21 protein-coding genes and 1 pseudogene are annotated in these 17,773 nt (G+C 39.9%); 11 read left to right on the forward strand and 11 right to left on the reverse strand.

The genetic code is table 11. The annotated features are described in order from the left end of the window. Positions 1-1,388 precede the first annotated feature (1,388 nt). Positions 1,389-2,048, reverse strand: a complete 660-nt coding sequence (locus H6G96_RS37470) for a hypothetical protein (RefSeq protein WP_190919272.1) — start codon at positions 2,046-2,048, stop codon at positions 1,389-1,391. Between the two features lie 630 nt (positions 2,049-2,678). Here H6G96_RS37470 and H6G96_RS37475 point away from each other — a divergent pair. From H6G96_RS37475 to H6G96_RS37490, 4 genes are all read left to right on the forward strand, one after another. Further along, positions 2,679-3,005 carry a hypothetical protein gene (locus H6G96_RS37475; RefSeq protein WP_114083218.1) on the forward strand — a complete coding sequence of 109 codons (327 nt, stop codon included), beginning with the start codon at positions 2,679-2,681 and terminating at the stop codon, positions 3,003-3,005. Positions 3,006-3,043: 38 nt separating this feature from the next. Next, a complete protein-coding gene (locus H6G96_RS37480) occupies positions 3,044-4,048 on the forward strand; it encodes a hypothetical protein (protein ID WP_190919274.1) in 1,005 nt (334 codons plus the stop codon). Continuing rightward, a complete protein-coding gene (locus tag H6G96_RS37485) occupies positions 4,032-4,739 on the forward strand; it encodes a hypothetical protein (protein WP_242063589.1) in 708 nt (235 codons plus the stop codon). The genes H6G96_RS37480 and H6G96_RS37485 overlap by 17 nt, the downstream gene beginning before the upstream one ends. 194 nt (positions 4,740-4,933) lie before the next feature. Beyond that, positions 4,934-5,527, forward strand: a complete 594-nt coding sequence (locus H6G96_RS37490; protein ID WP_190919276.1) for a DUF6753 family protein — start codon at positions 4,934-4,936, stop codon at positions 5,525-5,527. A gap of 7 nt (positions 5,528-5,534) precedes the next feature. Here H6G96_RS37490 and H6G96_RS37495 read toward each other — a convergent pair whose 3' ends face one another. Further along, on the reverse strand, positions 5,535-6,197 hold the full coding sequence (locus H6G96_RS37495) for a response regulator transcription factor (protein ID WP_114083221.1): 663 nt from the start codon (positions 6,195-6,197) through the stop codon (positions 5,535-5,537). A 387-nt stretch (positions 6,198-6,584) separates the two neighbouring features. On the opposite strand from H6G96_RS37495, the gene H6G96_RS37500 reads away from it, so the two are divergent. Next, positions 6,585-7,445 carry a sensor histidine kinase gene (locus H6G96_RS37500; RefSeq protein ID WP_242063590.1) on the forward strand — a complete coding sequence of 287 codons (861 nt, stop codon included), beginning with the start codon at positions 6,585-6,587 and terminating at the stop codon, positions 7,443-7,445. A 150-nt stretch (positions 7,446-7,595) separates the two neighbouring features. Beyond that, entirely contained in the window at positions 7,596-7,838 is a 243-nt protein-coding gene (locus H6G96_RS37505) for a hypothetical protein (protein ID WP_179070171.1), read from the forward strand. On the opposite strand, the gene H6G96_RS37510 is transcribed toward H6G96_RS37505, so the two are convergent. The 7 genes from H6G96_RS37510 to mobV all read right to left on the reverse strand — a co-directional run bounded on the left by H6G96_RS37510 (position 7,835) and on the right by mobV (position 13,832). Beyond that, entirely contained in the window at positions 7,835-8,293 is a 459-nt protein-coding gene (locus tag H6G96_RS37510) for a hypothetical protein (RefSeq protein ID WP_242063591.1), read from the reverse strand. The two genes, H6G96_RS37505 and H6G96_RS37510, sit on opposite strands and share 4 nt — an antisense overlap. A 50-nt stretch (positions 8,294-8,343) precedes the next feature. Next, entirely contained in the window at positions 8,344-8,484 is a 141-nt protein-coding gene (locus H6G96_RS37515; RefSeq protein WP_190919279.1) for a hypothetical protein, read from the reverse strand. Between the two features lie 21 nt (positions 8,485-8,505). Beyond that, a complete protein-coding gene (locus H6G96_RS37520; protein ID WP_190919281.1) occupies positions 8,506-8,826 on the reverse strand; it encodes a hypothetical protein in 321 nt (106 codons plus the stop codon). A gap of 78 nt (positions 8,827-8,904) precedes the next feature. Beyond that, positions 8,905-9,495, reverse strand: coding sequence for a hypothetical protein (locus H6G96_RS37525; protein ID WP_190919283.1), 591 nt, complete (start codon positions 9,493-9,495; stop codon positions 8,905-8,907). 340 nt (positions 9,496-9,835) lie between these two features. Further along, positions 9,836-10,354 (reverse strand): DUF192 domain-containing protein, encoded by a 519-nt coding sequence (locus tag H6G96_RS37530; RefSeq protein WP_242063592.1) that lies wholly within the window; start codon positions 10,352-10,354, stop codon positions 9,836-9,838. Then, complete coding sequence (locus tag H6G96_RS37535; RefSeq protein ID WP_190919285.1) at positions 10,351-11,976, reverse strand: ATP-binding protein; 1,626 nt, start codon at positions 11,974-11,976, stop codon at positions 10,351-10,353. Before H6G96_RS37535 ends, H6G96_RS37530 begins: the two co-directional genes overlap by 4 nt. Before the next feature lie 107 nt (positions 11,977-12,083). Then, positions 12,084-13,832 carry a MobV family relaxase gene (gene mobV, locus H6G96_RS37540; protein WP_347242336.1) on the reverse strand — a complete coding sequence of 583 codons (1,749 nt, stop codon included), beginning with the start codon at positions 13,830-13,832 and terminating at the stop codon, positions 12,084-12,086. Positions 13,833-14,233: 401 nt separating this feature from the next. Here mobV and H6G96_RS37545 point away from each other — a divergent pair, with 401 nt between their 5' ends. The 5 genes from H6G96_RS37545 (at position 14,234) to H6G96_RS37565 (ending at position 17,321) form a co-directional block, all read left to right on the forward strand. Further along, positions 14,234-14,776 (forward strand): hypothetical protein, encoded by a 543-nt coding sequence (locus tag H6G96_RS37545; protein WP_190919287.1) that lies wholly within the window; start codon positions 14,234-14,236, stop codon positions 14,774-14,776. Continuing rightward, positions 14,773-15,969, forward strand: a complete 1,197-nt coding sequence (locus H6G96_RS37550; RefSeq protein WP_190919289.1) for a ParM/StbA family protein — start codon at positions 14,773-14,775, stop codon at positions 15,967-15,969. The genes H6G96_RS37545 and H6G96_RS37550 overlap by 4 nt, the downstream gene beginning before the upstream one ends. Before the next feature lie 155 nt (positions 15,970-16,124). Continuing rightward, the gene (locus tag H6G96_RS37555; protein ID WP_190919291.1) at positions 16,125-16,535 is read left to right on the forward strand and encodes a hypothetical protein; all 411 of its coding nucleotides are present in this window, start codon (positions 16,125-16,127) and stop codon (positions 16,533-16,535) included. Between the two features lie 196 nt (positions 16,536-16,731). Continuing rightward, positions 16,732-17,106 carry a hypothetical protein gene (locus H6G96_RS37560; RefSeq protein ID WP_190919293.1) on the forward strand — a complete coding sequence of 125 codons (375 nt, stop codon included), beginning with the start codon at positions 16,732-16,734 and terminating at the stop codon, positions 17,104-17,106. Between the two features lie 53 nt (positions 17,107-17,159). After that, positions 17,160-17,321: a hypothetical protein gene (locus H6G96_RS37565; RefSeq protein WP_190919295.1), complete on the forward strand. Its 162-nt coding sequence runs from the start codon at positions 17,160-17,162 to the stop codon at positions 17,319-17,321. Positions 17,322-17,401: 80 nt separating this feature from the next. Here the strand turns inward: H6G96_RS37565 and H6G96_RS40980 are convergent, their stop codons facing one another. Beyond that, positions 17,402-17,548, reverse strand: a complete 147-nt coding sequence (locus tag H6G96_RS40980; protein ID WP_206757694.1) for a hypothetical protein — start codon at positions 17,546-17,548, stop codon at positions 17,402-17,404. Positions 17,549-17,551: 3 nt separating this feature from the next. Next, positions 17,552-17,773, reverse strand: a pseudogene (locus H6G96_RS40985) (ISAs1 family transposase); the annotation flags it as partial.

Here is a 17,773-nt window from a genome sequence, read left to right on the forward strand (position 1 = left end):
AAGCGTAGTACAGTAGCACGACTTTGAGTTCTTGGTGGTATACCTTTTGCTTGAGTGAGTGCTAGTAGGGCTTGATCTTCTATTGGTGACAGGTCAACTTTTAAAGGCGCTGGCATCTTGGTCAGGGGTAAAAATATTTACGACTAAAAGAGATTATCCCAACTTGATGTGCCATTTTACTTTATCGAATTCTATTTACGAACGCCAAGATGCTCCCTGATGGGCGAAGGAACTTTAGGTGATTGCGAGTTAGTTTATGATGTCGTAAATTACACAGTCAAAAATACAATTTTAACATCGAACAAAACCCCAGTGCTGTATCATGATACTTGTCTAGGTAAACAAATAAGTTGATGTTAGGTTTAACCTATTTACCTAGATGAGTATAATGCAGAAAATTTTACTGCATAGCGATGCCTACAGTAATTAGAATTGCGTAAAATGAGGTATTTTATATTACAAAAAACAGTGATGCAGAGGGCATAAGGGAAGGCACAGACATCGTTTGGCATGGTGGTCTGCAAATTCCCGCTCTTTTTAACACCCTCGATCTTGGCTCATATAAAGGATTAGTTTTTCAGAATCATAATTAAGTTTTTGCCGACCAATAGTCGGCAAATTGCGATTTTCATAGAGCGATCAGCTACGCTCTTGCGGTTACGCCATCGCTTAGTATAAGGCACAAGACACGAATAAATCAGCCCAGCCCCTTCGGGGTTCAGCAGTCGCTCATGGGGGAAACCCCCAAGACCGCGCTGCTTCACCGTATCAATAATATTTTTGGCAAAATCGAGATATCTAGGCGCTTTCGCCTTGAGGGCGAAAGCGACGGCTGGGCTGATTTATTTATTGGATCTCCCTAAGCATGAAGTAATCAGTGACTGGGAAACTTAAGTATAAAAAACTACAGAAATTTGCTTAAAAACTGATGTGCGTGAGCAAAACTATTTACTGGCTGAACTAACTTAGAAACTTAGAAACGGCGATTACTGTTGACTGCGCTGCTCACATCAAAAATTTTGGGTTTCACTGTTCCCTCTGACCCCAAACCAAGAGAGGCTGTTGGGGTTGTTGTTAGACCAACTGGGGTTAAAGTTAACTTACCGCTTGCAGGGGACAAGGCAATACAGTTCGGTTAACAAAGTTATCTGTTGAGGCAAGCAGGGGAAGAGAAATTACTTAATAACTCTCTTTCCTCCCCTGCCTCCCCTGCATCCCCTGCCTCAAGAGCTTATCCGAACCGTATTGGGGGACAAGGGGTGAACAAGTTAAATTATTTTCTTTATCTAAGAAAGAATAAGACAAGACTAGCGTTGGTTGGTTGTACTGGAGATGGAGGAAGTCGCCGCGACTGAACTGGGATCAAAGGAAGCGACTGTGCCTGATTTTTACGATTGCGTCTTCTTCCATTCGTCTAGTGTTAAGCAAGTTTTCCCAGTGGGTATTAATCCTGTGGTTGCTGACACACCGAAATTTGTCAGCGCATAATTTTCTACTTCTGCATCTTTAAAAGCGTGTTCCACTACCTTTTGCTTCTCTTGTTTTGACAAAACTTCAACTTTCACATTCTCTGGCGTAGGAGTAGTGCCTGTTTTCTTGAGCATGAAATTTTTCACATTGTACAAGCCTTCTTCTCGCGGCTTCCCTAAATTTAAGCACCCTCTTGATTTCACAAATAGTCCTGTAGTCCAAAAATTACTTACAAAATCCTGTTTGTTAACAAACTGAACTCTATCTGCTCCCCACACATAGACAGGCTGGAAATACCCCTTAGTTCGAGGGATTTTGGTTTCGTTGCACCTTGTTCCGTTTTTGTACGGAGCGTTCCAGTCTCCGCATACCTTCCAAGTTATTCTATATAGGTTAGGTGTCTCTTCTACATATTGCCTAATTTGCTCCAGTACTTCCTTATCTTTTTGGCTTTGCACATCAGTTAACTTAGCCCCAGAATCATTCTCTGCCTGAGCTACCTTGTCTCGTTGAGACTGGCAAGCCCCATTACCCGCACCTATCAAAACAAGGGCTATGAGTAAACCTATTTTATTCATAAAAAACTCCAACAATTAATACGCGAAATTAATTACCGATTTTCTTGTTTAAGCAATATCTACTTTTAAGAATGCTTGACTACAAGCTGCAAATATTATACATATTTGTTGCATATATGCAATCAAGTTTTAACAGTTTTTAGTCATAGTTATACCCTTCCACAGCCATCGGCAACTAAGGCACAAGACACGAATAAATCAGCCCAGCCGTATCAATAATATTTTTGGCAAAACCGAGATATCTAGGCGATGAAAGCCCTCAAGGCGAAAGCGACGGCTGGGCTGATTTATTTATTGGATCTCCCTAAAATCACATAGAGGCAATGGCGCATACAGCGTCCAAATATATCGTCGCAGTACTGTCTGATACACTTCACAGCCCCAATGGTAGGTGAGGTGATAGCGACCTCTGGATCTTCCTATAGCGCAGGATGATTTTGTGTTGCTACTTGCTAAAAAGTAAATAATGGTACAACAATTATGAAAAAAGAACAAGTCACTTGAGTACGGAAAAAAACAGCACTAAAGTTTCTTCATCTTTTAAGTAGGAATATGTCATAGATAAAAGAGCAGAGTTGAGAAATAATTTGTGCGTGAGCATAATTGGCGTAAGTAACATCTAAATCAGCAATGAAAAAAATATGGACATTTTGGGAATTTGACCATACATTGGGTAGCGCGGTTCGAGTAATATCAACTCCATTAGGGCTAGAGATATTTGCTGAAGATGTATTTCAGATTATTGCACCGGAATTAAATAATGAAAAAATAGTGCCTCTGCATATCCAAGTTAGAGAACGTCATGTGGTTCTTGGTGAGCAAATAACAATAGTAAAAACTTTAAATTCGGGAGCTATATATAATTTAAAAGGCATAGTGGAGGAACAAATGATTAATAATTTCACGCAATGGATAAGGAGTAATGTCTTACCGATATTTCAAAAAGATTTTTTTTAGAGAATTGAGAACAAGTCGGAATTATGAGGAGAAGAAGAATGACACGAACTATCAATAACAGTCAAAATGGAAATATTAATGGCAAAGCTGATATATCGGCAATTGAAGCAGAAGAAATAAAGCTAAATGATTTAACACCAGAGCAGCAGTTAGAGTTAGAGAAACTAAAGTTAGACCCGGATATGTCCTCAGATGCAGATAAAGAGGCAGAAGAAATTAATAGAAAAACAGAAGAGGTAACTAAAACTCCCCCAAGAAGATTAGTAATAGTAGACGGTGGGAAAGGTGGAGTTGGTAAATCGATGTGGACGAGAGGATTTTTACAAACTTGTATAGATGAGAAAAGAAGAATTGTGGCAGTAGATGCAGATAATTCTAATCCAGATTTGTTGAGATATTATGGTGAAAACGGTGAGCATTGTCAAATACAGCAGTTAAATATTTTTAAAGATGGAAGTATAGATAGATTTTTTGATCAGGTAAAGAGAATGATGGAGCCAGAGCCAGATACATATAATCAACTGCCACCACCAGAATCGCTGTTTTTATTAGAATTGCCACCGCAATCAAGACAAATATTTAAAAAATTCATAGAACAAGAGTTCTTGGAAACAGCCGCCAATGATTATGACATTAGAGTAACAATGGTCGTGGTAATTAGTCGAGTATCAGATTCGGTAAAGCAATTAATAGATTTATACAGCTTTTGCGGAAATAAAGTAGATTACATAGTTGTTAGAAATTTATTTTATGGTGAGGAGTCAGAGTTTTCTAGATATAGCAATTCATCAATAGTTCAAGAGATAAAGCAAGAGCTATTAAAAGCAGGAATACCTTTATTTGATATTACAATGCCGGATTTGCTTGAATATGCCTATGATTATTTAGATGAAAAGTCACTAAGTTTTTCTGAAGGAATAAAGCAAAAAGAACTACCAGGAGTGAAAATGCGGGTGAAGAGTTGGCTAAAAAATTTTAAACAGCAAATTTGTCCAGTTAAGCATCTCTTAGGACTGGAGAGTATAAATGTTGAAATCTTCTAAAAGAATGGTAATGACTGTAGGTGACTCTCGTGTAGGCAAGTCTACAGTTATGAAACTGTTGCTGGAAATTTATCAACTTCAAGGTAAAATATTGAAAGTTTATGATCATGATAATCGTGACAGATTTTTGGCTTACAAAGATTTAGTATGTATTGAAAAGATAGATTTTTTCAATAAACAAACGGACAGGATGTTTATTGATCTGGTAGCTGATGATATAGATATCATTTTAGTGGATATGCCGGGGCAGCAGATAGACAAAATTTGCCAGTATATTGTTGAGTCTGAACTATTAGAAGCTTTAGCTGAATATGGATGGAAGCTAACGTTTCTGCAACCGATATCACATAGAACGGACTGCATAGACTACTTAACTCAAATCATCCAAACTGCTACCAACAATGCCAACTATGTAATAGTGAAGAATTATCATTTTGCGCCAGAATTTAGGGAATATGACGAAAAAATGCAGAAAACTCTGTTAACAATAGGAGGAGCAGAAATAAATTTGATGGCTTTACATCGAAATCACTATCAAGCGATGGAGAAAGCTGTCAAGCCATATTCAGAAGTTTGCCAGGATTTCTCAATAATATTGTTCTGGAGAAGTTTCATTTTTCAGTGGATTAAAAATTTCCGCAATTCAGTGATAAATAACAATTTGGCTATTAAATATCTAGGGCTTGATTGATGACAAAAATTAGGGTGTAGGGGGTTGGGTTGCAGGTATTGGGGAATTAAGAAGATGTTGAACTACTTGACGCAACTAAAATTTAATTGTCTTAAAACGAACCTGCAACTCTACCCCCTGCCCTGACCAGATTTCAGCTTAACAAGCGTGCCATTTACCCTACACCCTACCCCCTACCCCCTACACCCTACCTTATGACACTACAAGACACATTACAAGGCTACTCCCCATCAGAACAAAAACGCATAGTTGAAGGGGCGTACCAATTAGGAATCACACCAGATGACCCAACATTTAGGATGATGGCAACGCTGGGTCGATATGAAGAAACGATGATAGACCTACAAGCAAGAATGGAGGCAATGATAGAAGCGTGGGCAGCATTAATAGACCAAAAACTGGAGAAGACAAGTAAATCCGCCGAGTCAATGCACTATACGGTTGTCTCCAGTGCTGTGCGTGATGAGATGAAAAAAATTAAGCCCATCGGCGCAGGTATGAAAGTGCAGCCCGGCTGGGGGTTAGGAACAGTATCTCTGGTGTGTGGATTAGTAGCGGCTGGCAGTACCTTGTTGGGTTCCCTGACAACGTGGAATCTGGTGCAGAATGTAGGAACAGATCAGTCAGTGGTAGTATCACGCAACGAGATTAAGATTCTGCAATGGGCAAAATCCCAAGAGGGTAAGCAAATGTATCAAATAATCTTAAAGAATCAAGCAGCAATTGAAGCCTGTCAAACACAGCAGAGTAAAACCCAAGGCTATTGTTTAATTCAAGTAGGGAAGTGAAAAGCAGTTAACTAACTTGGGTAACAGTGTTTGAGATATAGCCGAGTTCAGAGGCTTTTAGAATAGCATTGATGCGATTATCAACACCTAATTTAGAATAAATATTCCTAGCATGATTTTTGACCGTGTTTTCACCAATGAACAACTTGTGACCTATCTCCTTATTAGATAATCCGGCAGCGATTAATGACAAAACATTAATTTCTCGCTCGGTTAAGTGGTCATCAAAGATTTTCCCTTTGATTTTGGGCTTGTGAAGAAGATTTAACAAACCTCTTTTAATAATTTCGGAATCAAATAAACTTTTATTATTATGAGTGGTTCTGATCGCCTCTAAAATCAAAGAAATGTTATTTTTTTTGAGAATATAAGAATCAGCGCCACTGCCGATAGCAGCATTGACAATTTCTTGAGAAGAATTGCAGGAAAGGACAACAACTTTAGTGTTACTGCGATAAATCTTGATTTGCTTAATGACCTCGACTCCAGAAATGTCGGGTAAACCAATATCCACAAGGACAACATCAGGCTCCCACTGTTTGACGATATTAATACCCTGCTCACCAGTAGAAGCATTAGCGACCATCTCCATATCTGGTTGCTGTTGAATAGCAGTAGTGATGCCGAGTCTGAATACCTCTTCATCCTCAATAAGTACTAATCGAATCATATAAAGTTTTGATTGTTTTGATTGTTAGATACTTCAATATTTATATCACAGTTATTGATGTTAAGTGTTTTAATATATATATATAAACGTAAACTAAAAACAGTTGCTTTAGAAAAATATGGCAGTCCAAATTAAGTAAAAGTATTAGTACTAAAGTCTGAGTGAATCAAAATTTGTAAGAATTCAGGAGTCAGGAGTCAGGAGTCAGAATGGAATTAGCATAGCGTACTAATTTCTCAAGTTGAAGCATTAATCTTGAAGTTTCACCTTGCCAGACTATCAAATCTTGAAATGTTTTAGCTGGCTGTCTCCTAAATTCTGAATTCTGAATTCAGGATAGCTGAATCCTTACAAAATTTTTTTCAGTTTAAAATAAAAATATTCGAGATGAAAGAAAATTTAATTAGCATTCATAAAAGTAGCGAAAATCACAATCTATCTTGGGAAGCATATATGCAGCAAGAATCTCTAAGCAAGCAATTGGATTTCTCATCTCTGTTACATGATGTATCAAGCAGTTTTAGAGCCACATCATTAGTGCTGAATCAGATAATTGATGGTGCTTATGGACAGTCTTTAGAAGAAATCAGACCTCTTTTGATAGGTTTGCAAGAAATGAATGAGCGAGGACTGGGCTTGGTTGATAGAAGAACGCCTTATTTAGAACCTAGTCTAGCAACGTTAGGGCAGTTTGATATGTTAGATTTTTTAGAAAAGCTATATTTTCAATACAAGGTAATAGCACAGTATCATTCCTTAAATCTCCACTATGAAACGCAAGTAACATACAAGCATGAAACGCAAGTACGGGGTGACAGCATAAGTATTGACAGAATGTTATGCAATATCATAACTAATGCTATTAAGTACACCTTGCGAGGAGATATATTTATAAGACTGCTCAATCAAGATGATGATTTAATTGTTGAGATTGAAGATACCGGCTGTGGGATTGCCGCCGAACAGCTATCAAATATATTTATTCTGTTTTGGAGAGCGCCCCAAAGTAAGTTATCTGATAAGCCGGGCAGAGGAATGGGGTTGTATATTGCCTGGCTGGTGGCTTATGCTCACGGACTGAGTATGAGGGTAGATTCGGTAGCCAAACAAGGAACCAAATTCACCATTATATTTCCTTACAAAGATGACGAGATATATGGGGTTGATGATAGGATGTTGTCCAAATCACCAAAACAAGTCGGAAGTGGGAGTTCGGAAGTCGGAAGTTTTGAGTTTAAAAAGGTTTGAAGCTCCTAATTTTAATCATGGAGAAAGATCAGAATTATGGTGAGACAAGAAGAAGTATGAAGTGTGAGATTGAAAGTCGGAAGTTTTGAGTTTAATTTCTGACTTCCGACTTCTGACTTCCGACTTCCGACTTCTAAAAGAGGTGAGTTGATGCGTTACTTGTATGATGTGAAACTTTGGGACAGGATTGAAACAGGAGTGGAATTTCTAATTTTTGTGGCTTTGATGATAGCGGCAATCATCAAACTGGGGCACAACGATTTTCTACAAGCATTGTTTTACATAGTATTAGCTGTCATCATCTCACCCTGGTCACAATTCGAGCGGGTGACTAAGCGATATGTCTTAGTAAGTGCGTACATTCTTGGGTTGTTTGTCGGGTATTTTAGTTAGTCTAACTCTGGGCCGTCAGAAGATGGCTCGTTTTGTTGTTGCTGTGGCTGTGGCGGTGGCTGTTGCTGTTGCACTCTTATATCAAAGTTGATCAGCTTTTGTGTTTCTTGTGGTGAAAGGTGATTGTGTATTACTTTGTATTCTTCGTTATCATCTACTTTATAAGCACTAAAAGCCGATTGATTATCACTTTTGCGCCAAACAGTCAGACGCTGCATACCTTCTCTCATCAACAAATTTAATTGATAAGCCATGCCTTCATAGACCCGACCACCAATAGTATCTTGTCCCTTTGTAACGATAATATTCATTAGTGCAGGAATGAGAGACTTTTTAACAACCTGATTATTTTCAGTCTCAACCAATTTTGACTGTTGGCTGTCAACAAAAGGCAGTTTGCGCCCTTTAGTTTCTAATATCTGCTGCAAGAATGTCTTTTTCTTTTCATTGATCAAATCTTCAACTCTTGTTGAGTTATCTATATCAGGTGTTTCCTCGGATTTATTTAAACCAAATTTTTGAGCGTACTCTTGGTAGTATTTTTTCTTAAGGGATAGGGAGTGAGCATTTTCACAACACTAACCTGCTCCTTTTCTAATGCGACTTTACCTAATTTATCTTTAGCCTTATTAGAAGAATTTGGCATAACTTTATTAATAACTGAAATTTAATTATCTTCAAAACTGCGAATTGCGAATTGCGAATTGCGAATTGGTTTATGTCTCATATATCCCCTACTAATTCGAGGGACGCTGACGAACTTACCGAAAAAGTCTTTGTTTGTAGAAATTGTCCACCATGTTGCCCATCCCCAAGCAATACTTAAGCTAGTACCTAACCAACTTGTTTTCAGTAGATAATTGAACAGAAAAACATTGACTACTGCTATTAATGTCCAGGCAAATATTTGGTCAGCAGGGAATGGCCCTAGTCTTGGTCTTTCTCCTAAAATTCGATTTACTGTCCGAAAACCATGTTTCTCTGACATATTTATGATTTAATAAAAAGTTATCAGCTATTAATCCGAATGCGTATGTATCAATAACTGATAACCAAAAAAAACTTTTTACTGAACAATCAAGCCAGTAATTAAATCTCCAACGAAAACTGCCATAACTATGATTAATGGAGTTCTTGCTAGTGTCTGCCAGTCTTCATCATTGCGTGCGGACTGAATAATCCGAACTAAACTGATCCCAACATATAATAGGAATAAAGCTCTCAATACATTGAAAAAAAGTGCGATAACTTCTGATGTTTGTCCATTGTTGGCATTACCAAAAGTGGTGGTCATCCAAGTTTGAGCATTATTGAAAAACTGAGCATTAGCTGGAGCCGCCGCAAAATCAATTAGACAAATTACTGCTAACAGCGCAAACAACACAGCATAGAGATTAACTCCATACTTTCGTTGTAGTTTATCGAAGTTAGTAAATAATGCTTGTGACTGTTTCGGCAAGGCAATGACGATGGCGGACGCAATCATAAATCCACCCATCAATATATTGTGGACGGACATCTCTGCTATCATCAACACACCAGTCACACCCATCAGTGTAAGTGTGCTTTTTGTCGCCCTCTCATTCTTTGGAGAAGGTGAGAGGGTTGCCGTTGCCGAAGCGGAAAAACTTTCTAGATATTCGTAGTCAGTACGCATCTCGTTCTCCTGAACGATTGGATGAGGAATACGCACATTCTTAAACAAGTCAGCTTCAAGATGGAGACACTTTAGTACTAAAAAAAAATAGCACAAAAGTACTAGTATAATATTGCTAACATTCATTCTCTAAGTATTTAGAAATCAATTATATTGTTAGCAACCTTTTTGCTTGACATATAATCCCTGCAATTATTTATTAGTATAAATATTCTTGTAATTAGCTCAGTAAGGTAGAAATGTGGAGATTGACTTTTGCTTGCTTTTGTGTGTTAAAGCCTGTTTAATGCAATACACATGTTTTTGGCAAATTGCCATCACAGCCTGATCGCAATCGATATCATTCTTTGGCTGATGATAAGGGTTGGATGTTAAGCCTATCGCCAACCTTGATATTGGCAGCGCCTGTTGCTAACTCTAGCACTTGATTGGCAACTTTCCCCTTATAGATGGGGCAAGGGGTTTTGTAACACGGTTGGGCATTGTAAACCGCAGTTGTCACCACATTGTCCTTAAGATAAAAGATGTCTAATGGAAAATTTACCTTGTACATCCAGAAAGGCACGTTATAAATTTCTCCTCCCAGGTTGAATAACATTCCGCGATCATTGTTTAAGGATGCTCGAAATTTCAGCCCTTTCTCTAATTGCTCTGGTGTAGAAGCGGCTTCCAAGTTAAATGTGCGCTTGCCATGAGTGAGGATGTAGGTAACGGGTAAATTTTGGGGACGAGTTTGGACGTAACCGAGCGCCACAGTGCCAATGATAATTGATACTCCAGCGACAGGGCCTAGTATGTTCAGTAAGTTGAAGGCAGCAAGGTATAAATCTTTTTCGGAATTAATTTTTAAAGTTTTCATGTTTCACCAAAAATATCAACATTGCCGAGACTATATATAGATGAATCAATCGGGCTAGATGGAAGGCCATGCAAAGCCGCAATGTTACGCATACTTTCAACTCGGTCAGCTTCGCGGATGGCCAGAGGATTCATACTCTGCCTTGCAGCCAGCAATGCCGATAATCTAATCTCAAGTGATGGCAGTTCGCTAGCTGGTGCAACATCATCACCAAACATTTCACAGAAACTAAAGACGGCGGCACGTTCAACAATGGCTTGAATCTCCGCCCCCACACATCGCTGCGTGGCTTTGAGTAACCTTTTCCATTCTTCTTCGCTGTACCCATCGCCCCGATCGCGGAAACGAGGATCGAAACGGGCTAAGTGAATCTTGAATATTTCGTGCCGTTCGCCGTAATTTGGGAGATCCACCTTGAAAATCTCGTCGAAGCGTCCGCTTCTGGTTAGCTCTGGTGGTAGCCATTGAATATTGTTAGCCGAAGCGATAATTAAAACCTCACTAGTACGTTCTTGCATCCAGGTCAAAAGCATACCAGCGAGGCGTTTGGATAAATCATCATCCCCGGCGAATCCCTTATCAAAATCATCGAGGTATAATATTACACGGTTGATTCGGTCTACCAGTGTGAGTAAACTCTTGAGTTTATATTCAGCCAAATTACCGTAACTGCGGAAACTCCCCCACTCCAAAATAATCAGAGGTAGCCCCAATTGTGCAGAACTTGCTTTAGCGGAGTAAGATTTTCCTGTTCCCGGTGGGCCGATTAGTAAAATCCCCTTGGGTAAACGAAGATTGTAAGCTTTAGCCAATGAGGATAGAAGGCGCTTATAAGTTTTAAACGCTTGCTGGATCAGTTCTAAACCACCAATGGGTGTGCTTGGAGGTTGGAGAAATTGAATATTATAAGTTCGCTTAAACAGTTCGATTTTGTAAGCGGACAGTTGAGACACTAACTTATCCGGTTTAATTTCACCAGGAGCGCTTGCCTGTCTGATTCCATAGTCAATGTCTGCCAAGTACATGCCTAAGCCGGCGATCGCCGTCGCATGAATATCGCTGCGGCTGTAATCAGGTAATACTTGGGCTAAGTAACTGCTTATTTCCTCTATAGCTGGCAGTTGTTGAATGACTATGGGAACTTCGGGGGCAATGTCAGATGACACAGTGGCGTTTGACCCCAAGAGAATCGCTGTCTTGTTAGCATTGTAATTGTACAGCTTCAGGTTAATGAGGGCTGACTTGATCCACTCGGAAGTCAGAAAGAAATCGGGGTCAGTGGTAGCTTCGCCCAGCCAAGGGAATATACCCTCCAGTATCAGGATTCCTTCTAAATCGGTGGTTTTCCAAAATCGGAGAATTTCAAAGTAATGTTCGCGTCGATTCTTGGCGATCGCTTGATACTGCTCAACACTTTGTAAAGTGAATCCCTCCTTACTAGATAACTGGTGCAATTGGTCATCTTCCAGTGTCCACAGGTAACAGTTAATATTGTATTGCTGGCATTCACTGGCGAGATTTGTCAAAAGTTTGACCCTCTCTTGCAATGGAGACTCGACAGCAATCAGCTTATTGTTAAGCTTAATTAATCCAAATATTTGTTTAATTAACTCATTATTCATTAGGGCTTTAGTGAAATTTCACCCCAATATTATTGATAGCTAAAACTCTTTACTAGCTACTTTGGTACTGAAAAAATCGGTACTAGAGTAGCTTGACTTTTTTGCAACTATAGCTCTAATTCCTCGTATTTTTGTTGTGAATAACGTTGTTGCAATTGATGTGAGAAATTGATTAACTGCGTATTCCAATCCCGACTTTCGCACTTGAGTTGAGTCGAGTGTGGCAATAATTCTTTAACAGCCCGTGCCGCAGTTGATTGACTAAAAGCTACTTGTACACAAGGAACATTACGTAATCTTTCAACAGGTAAACTTGAAGTGTCATCTACTGCCATGTAAACTGTTCTGTTTTCTGGAATTCCTTTAAGGTGATATTCCAGCATGGCTACTGAAATGGCATCAATAGGAGAGTCAGACAGTACAGCAGTGCTAGTTTTATCACTGGGCTTTTTCCCCAAAGTAAAGTAAAACCAGCTATCACGACGAACTGTACCTAATTCATAACCAGAGAATTTATTGGTTGTACCTTCTAAAAATGCTCCTTTGGTCTTTCCGTCGAGATCCCGCATCACAAACACAACATTTGCTTTTGAGTCGGCATAAACTAGCCCCTGGTTATGTAACATTTGTACGCAATCAGAAGGTATGCCTCGTTTCTGTTTGAGGTAATGTTCAACGTCTGACCAGTTAGCTTTATCCTCAACGGGTAGCGTAAATTGAGGTGCTGGTTGAGTTTGGATAATGTCAGCCGCAACTTTTTGAGCATGAGCGATCGCAGCACGTTTTGCGCCGACTTCACCAAATCGCTCCCCTAACCATGCGATCGCAGTTGTTTGGTTGCATTGATTAACGTGTTTCACTAAATCAATTGCATGATTACCTTCAAAATGAGAACCGGGAGCAAGGTCACTAAATTTAGAGCCATCTATATTAATGATGTGGCTTCCTCCTACCCATTCATTCCCTTTACGCCACAGCCCTAACTCCCAAGCAACATCATCTAAAGCTAAATCAGTTGACCATTCGGTAAGTTTTCGTAATTGTTGATTATCTTGCTCCAACTGCTCTATCCGCCGCCGTAATTGGTCATTCTCAAGTGAGAGAGCTTTGGCTGTAGCTTCCATTTCCTGTTTTCGCTGATTCGCCCTGTCTCGGTCGGCAGCTTTGGCCTTCAATTGCGCTGCACTTAGCTCATCAACTTCTAAGTCACGCCCCTCCTCCACAATCCGGTAAAAGTCTTTGATGTCCTGGTGCTTTGCTCTGCTTCCCTTGATACCGCGCTCTAGTTCAATTAGCCGCATTGTCTGGTAGTACGAATCCTGAAACTCATGAATTTTCTGCCGCCCGTCGAAGAAATGATTACAACGCAATTGCCCCTGATCATCAACCGGCACAAAGTAAGCGTGAATGTGCGGGGTGGCTTCATCTAGATGTAATTCTGCCCTGACAATGCGTGAGCCATATTCATCAGCCAACCACTGGTGAGTCGCTTCCACCCAATCATCCAACTTTTGTTGTTCATAGTACCCAGCATTAGTTGGGCAGTCGGGACGGAAATAACTAGGCGATGCACTCAACAGTAACTCTACACAGTAGACCGCATCAGTGCGAATCCTTCGCTTTTGTTCATGCTCGGCAATTTTGGCTAACACTAAATCCTCTAATCGTTCATGCGGGTCGAGGCTACCGATGAAGCGAATATTTTTTTGAGTGGGGTCAGCGTTTGGGGTTTCTCTTTCTCTTGCAGTGTGAGATGCACTCCCTGATATATTACCCCGCTTTAATTTTTTTAATCGCGCGATCGCGTAGCTCATGACTTCATATCTTGGATAAACTTGGTATGATTTTGTTATCACGCTGATTTTCCCAAAATCGGAGCAATTGCGACTAGTCGCCAAAATAGCTAAATTGCTCAAATGCGAAAAAGTGAAGATAGTCGTAGTAAGTACGATTATTTTAGCGGCTTGAAAGACTTTTTGAAGGAACTCTAATACCTAACTAGCTCAAGTGCTTACATAGCAAAGACTCCAGGCATTTAGTCGCCTGGTTCTAAGCGGTGAATAATTTGGGTACGAATTACGCACAGATACTCATAAATGAGGGAAAAAGCGGAACGCAGTGAAAACACAGTGGAAACGCAATTGAGAGAAAAAGGGGGATTTCTCCGCCTAAATACTCATTTAGACTACCCGCAATACTCATTTTTGTATAAAGTATTGTAAATGTAAACAATAAGACAACTGTACTGATTTTTAAAATGGACAAACAGGGAAGCAAAGACGTTGAACTGCCAAGAGTAAAACGGAGACATGATTCTTGGGATGGAAGAACTATTGAATACTTGGTGAATCATCGCTCAAAAAAGTCGGCAGGTGAACTGACAATGGAAGCAGTGACAAGTTACTGGCTAATAGAAGCATTAGTGGGAAAGGTAAGTAAAGAGGAATTTATTGAAGCTTGCTTGTCGAGTATTGGGGAATTGGAAGGAAAGCTAGTAAAGATTAGAATTTTAATGCAAAAGGTTTCTAATTCTTTTGAAGTAGATAGTAGTGCGATTTTGCCACCACAACAAATAGAGCAGAACAAATCACCGATTTTAGAAAAAAGCTTGCCAATCTCAACAAATGTGATTCGCAAAGAGAAAGAAGAACAAGAGGAACTAGAGCAAACAAGTCAGCAGGAAGAATCCTTGCTATCTGATGATGATTTGGGATTAATGGACTTGAAAATGACACCAGACTTATTAATGGCTACTCAATTGTTGGGATTTGATGAAACAAGCGGTAATAAAAATTTATGACAACTACAAATACTAATCAGGACAAATCAAGCCAAGTCGTACAGTTTATACTGACGGCAGACTTGGGGGGTAGTTCAACCAAAGCGATCGCCCAGATTTATCCGGCGGGAGTGCCATTTGCATTGTGGATGAGTCCAGAAGTTGCCGATGTGGGAGAGGGTTCAACCAAACATTTAACTGTAGATGCGCTGCCTGATGATAGCGCTTGGGTGAGAATTGGTCAGGAATATTCTGTATTAGGGAGTATTGCAAAAAGAGAGTTTGCTGGAACTGCGGCACTGCAAGATTTGAAGTCTGAATATGCCTTATCAAAGGTTGCTGGTTTGTTGTGGCTAGCTAAACGTCAAATAAATGTAGATATTCACGAAATGTTTCTCCAGATTTTGCTACCACCTGGAGAAGAGAAGAATGTACAAGATTTGGCTAAAAAGTTTGTCTTAAACTATAGGCAAGGAGTAATAACGCCAACGGGAAGAATGAAAATTAAGGTCAATAGCTTCAAAAATCTTCCTGAAGGAACAGGTATTATTTCTTACAGGAGTCGCGCTCTAGGGAATGTATTTTCTCAAAAAAATATAGGATTGTTAATGCTGGGTCATCGTAATGCCAGTTTTACCCTTTCAGAAAAAGGGAAAGTAGCAAAGAAAGAATCGACAGACTTGGGGATGAATTGGGTGTTACAAAAGTTTGTCGAACGTACTAGCGTAGGACTATCGAAAGATGATCCGTGTATAGCGGCGGCTTTAGTGGAAGCAAGTAAAGGTAATTTCACTGCATTACGAAATTTGTCACGTAGGAATACACCATCAGGAATTAACTCGGATTTAGAGTTGTTTAAATCAGTTTTAGAAGTGATTCGGGATGAATACTGTCGAGCATTGCTGCGCTGGGTGAAAAACCATGTACCATTAGACGAAGTTCTCATCTGTGGTGGTACTGGTGAGTTTGTGCGTCGAGAACTGACACAATATTTTCAAACAGAAAGCATCCCTATCGTTTGGAATGGTGGAGTAGTTATTCCCAAATCGTTAGATACCGTTGGCTTGGGTGAGCGACTGGCTGATGTTTGGGCAACTCATATTAGTTATGTGAGAATGCTGGATGAAAATTTTTGCTATGAGCGCAAACAGAAATTAGTACCAGATTCTTATTCTCCAGCAGTTAATCATCTCACTTCTATCAATAGAGTGTAGTTCATATCTTGCACTTGATGTTAGACAGATATTCTGTCTAACATCGTAAAAGCCTCTCTTGGTAAGAGATATGCTTCAACTTGCACCTTTCCTCATCTAAAAGTGCGATCGCTCTAACAGTAACAAGCGTGAACAATTAACATTGGCAAATTAAGATGGCTGAAACGACACATTTGCAGGTACAAGAATTATCACGATTTGCCCAAGAGCAAGACTTCAATCAGCAATATCGACAGTATTTCGGGGATGTCTGGGACGAAGTTGGAGTTAAAGATATCTCCAAAATGACCATCCAAGATGCCGAGCAAACCTTGAAGGTACTAGCTGATAGTGAAGCATCTCCCCAATTCATCAAATCTCTACTAGCACAAGCAGCAATTGATGGTGCGTCACCGCAGGTTTTAGAGTATTTCTTGAGTAGTGACATTGACTCAGATGGGCGGACTCTGGCACAAGAAATATTTCAGGATGGTACGAACCCGTTGGAGCCGGATACACTCCAACCACCACCGAAAGCACAGGTTCTATCCCCATCTCTACAACCAGATTTGGAATGGGAAATATAGCATAAATTCGCTAACTTTACTAGTTACTCTAGTACCCATTTTTTCAGTACTAAGGTAGCTAGTTCTTTTTTGAAAGCATATTTAAACTTCTTAAGTTAGATACGAGTTCCATTTTTCAAAAAGCACGTAGGGTGTAATTGAATTATCGATTACACCTGTTTTCTCAACTAACTCCTAAATCAAGTGAGGCCATAGTATGACTATATTAGGTATTAATAGACCTTTAGATACAACCCAGGCAAAAGTGTGGGACGAGCGCGATTTGTCTACAAGCGATCGCCGCCGGGAGCATCTAGAAATTCTTCTGTGCCAGAAAGTACAGATAGGTGAAGACCCTACCTTGTGTAAACAAGTGTTGAATTATTTGTATTTCTCGGCATTTCAACAGAATCTGAATCGCATCACTGTCCAAAAGGAGAAAGAAAAGTCAGTATTTGCCTCCCTACAGCAAGTGATTATTACGTCTTTTGCTATTTTAGGGATGTTTGCGTTCCTTGCCGCCGCTTCCAACAAGTCAGTTGTGCGATCGTCTGGGGTAATCCCTCCAGCTATAGAACGGCAAGCCAATTAACCAAACAATTCGCTTTTTCGCTCAGGAAGACAACGGAAGATCAACTGAAAGTAATGTGGGCTGAAGTAGTCAGAGAACGCTCGGCATTCAATTCACTGCACATATTAATCATTACAGCCTTTGCCATTTTAGGAATGATTGCCTTTTTTAACGGGGCGTTTCGCTCTGCCAAACCATCGGCTGCTGCTAACCTGCGTGCTGTTCAAGCTCATTAAAAGGATGTCACTAAAAAGCTGAAAGCGCTGTTTTATAATGCTTTCAGCTTATATTACCACTCGCTCTGCTTAGGGTGAGCTTAATATGCTGTGTCCTTATCGAAAGGCAAACTGTCAACATCCTCAAAGTTACGCAGGTCTTGTTCCATCTGCTGACGACGTTGGACGTATGTTTTGCTATCTTCAATCCTCCCTCTCATCTGCCATGCAGGGTAAGCGCATTTCAAAGGCTATTGACAACAAGGCTTTTCAGCATCATGATGATGAGATAAGCAAGCAGTTAAAATGGTCAACATATAGTTGTTATCCATAGCAGCTCTGTTTGATTTTTGACGGTTACTTCGCTTGAGTGATTGTTCCAAATTTAAAGCGTTAAGTGCAATTCGACGCAGCAATGATAGATTTTGTGGAGCATGGCCAGTACGGACGCGGCAAGCGTCTTCATTGAAGGT

It is taken from the genome of Nostoc sp. FACHB-892 (genome assembly GCF_014698795.1).
Classification (GTDB): Bacteria; Cyanobacteriota; Cyanobacteriia; order Cyanobacteriales; family Nostocaceae; genus Nostoc.